2 protein-coding genes are annotated in these 1192 nt (G+C 41.6%); both read right to left on the bottom strand.

Annotated elements, in window-relative coordinates:
- Nucleotides 1–82: 82 nt before the first annotated feature.
- Nucleotides 83–364, bottom strand: coding sequence for a single-stranded DNA-binding protein (gene ssb, locus A3762_RS16180; RefSeq protein ID WP_082869189.1), 282 nt, complete (start codon nt 362–364; stop codon nt 83–85).
- Between the two features lie 126 nt (nt 365–490).
- A partial coding sequence (locus tag A3762_RS16175; protein WP_156493517.1) for an MFS transporter occupies nt 491–1192 on the bottom strand: 702 nt, incomplete at its 5' end.

Here is a 1192-nt window from a genome sequence, read left to right as displayed (position 1 = left end):
GCAAAAGATGAAGCCTATATTCTGCGTGGCAATCATCTTGGTGTTGATAGGTGCGTTGGCAATGTCGTCTTTTCAAACGGCATTAAGTGGATTTATTGTTTCGTTGTTTGTGTTTTTTATGGGCTTCAATATAAACTTTTGAGCCTTTGCGCAAATAGTCACGACCGATCTCTGCTAGGCGGTTAAACAACACAACTCTGTGCCATTCAGTTTTAGGAACCATTTGACCAGTTTGCTTATCTTTGTAACTTTCATCTGTTGCGAGATTAAGGTTTGTAATGGCTGAACCTTGAGCGCTCATACGAACATCTGGGTCCTGCCCAAGATTACCAATTAAAATTACCTTGTTAATGCCTCTGGCCATGCTATTCCCCTTCCAATATTAACGCCGTCCTTTGCGTCTTAAATTAATAATTAAATGCGTCTAAATATGTGTCGCATTGTCTCACGACTACCCTAGTTTTACCATCAACTTGAACGGAAATAGCGCCTAGGATTGATAAGGATATTGTTTTTTCAGAGGCTCTAGCGAAGCTTCTTCAAACTTCGTTGAAATCACTTTCAAGTAGGCTACTCCCTCTGACACAACGACTGCATCTTCAACGCCCTGTATTGAGATAAGTGCATCGCCCAGATCATCAATTTCATTTTGATCGAGATCCGATTTAAAAAAGACAGTCACTGTTCTTTCGTGCTTTGGTTTTTTCATTGTTGCTGCGACAAAAAACCAAACAGTGAGTAATGCTGCAGAAAAGTAATAAACGCCGTTTACGCCATATTCAGATAAGACTACGCCCCCTAACAAACCACCGCAGAAAGCACCGAAGAATTGGCTAGTAGAGTAGACGCCCATTGCAGTGCCTTTTGAACCTGCAGGGCTTATTTTACTGACGAGCGAAGGCAAACTGGCTTCCAGTAAATTGAAGCCCATAAAAAACACAAACAACGAAACAATAAATCCACTTAATGCCGTTTGAAAAGACGACATTGCCAACGCACCTATCAACACCAAGATGATTGCCACGCAGAATATAGGCTTCATCTTTTGCTTCGTCTCACCAACGATGATTAGCGGAATCATCGCAATAAAGGAACCTACTAATACGAGTAAATACAACCACCAATGTTGCTCACTCGACAAGCCCACACTATCAACCAAGGACACAGGGATAGCGATAAACATCGCAGTTAA

The sequence above is a fragment of the Oleiphilus sp. HI0125 genome, assembly GCF_001635355.1.
The sequence above is the reverse complement of the archived record's forward strand: the minus strand, read 5'-3'. Positions and strand labels throughout refer to the sequence as shown.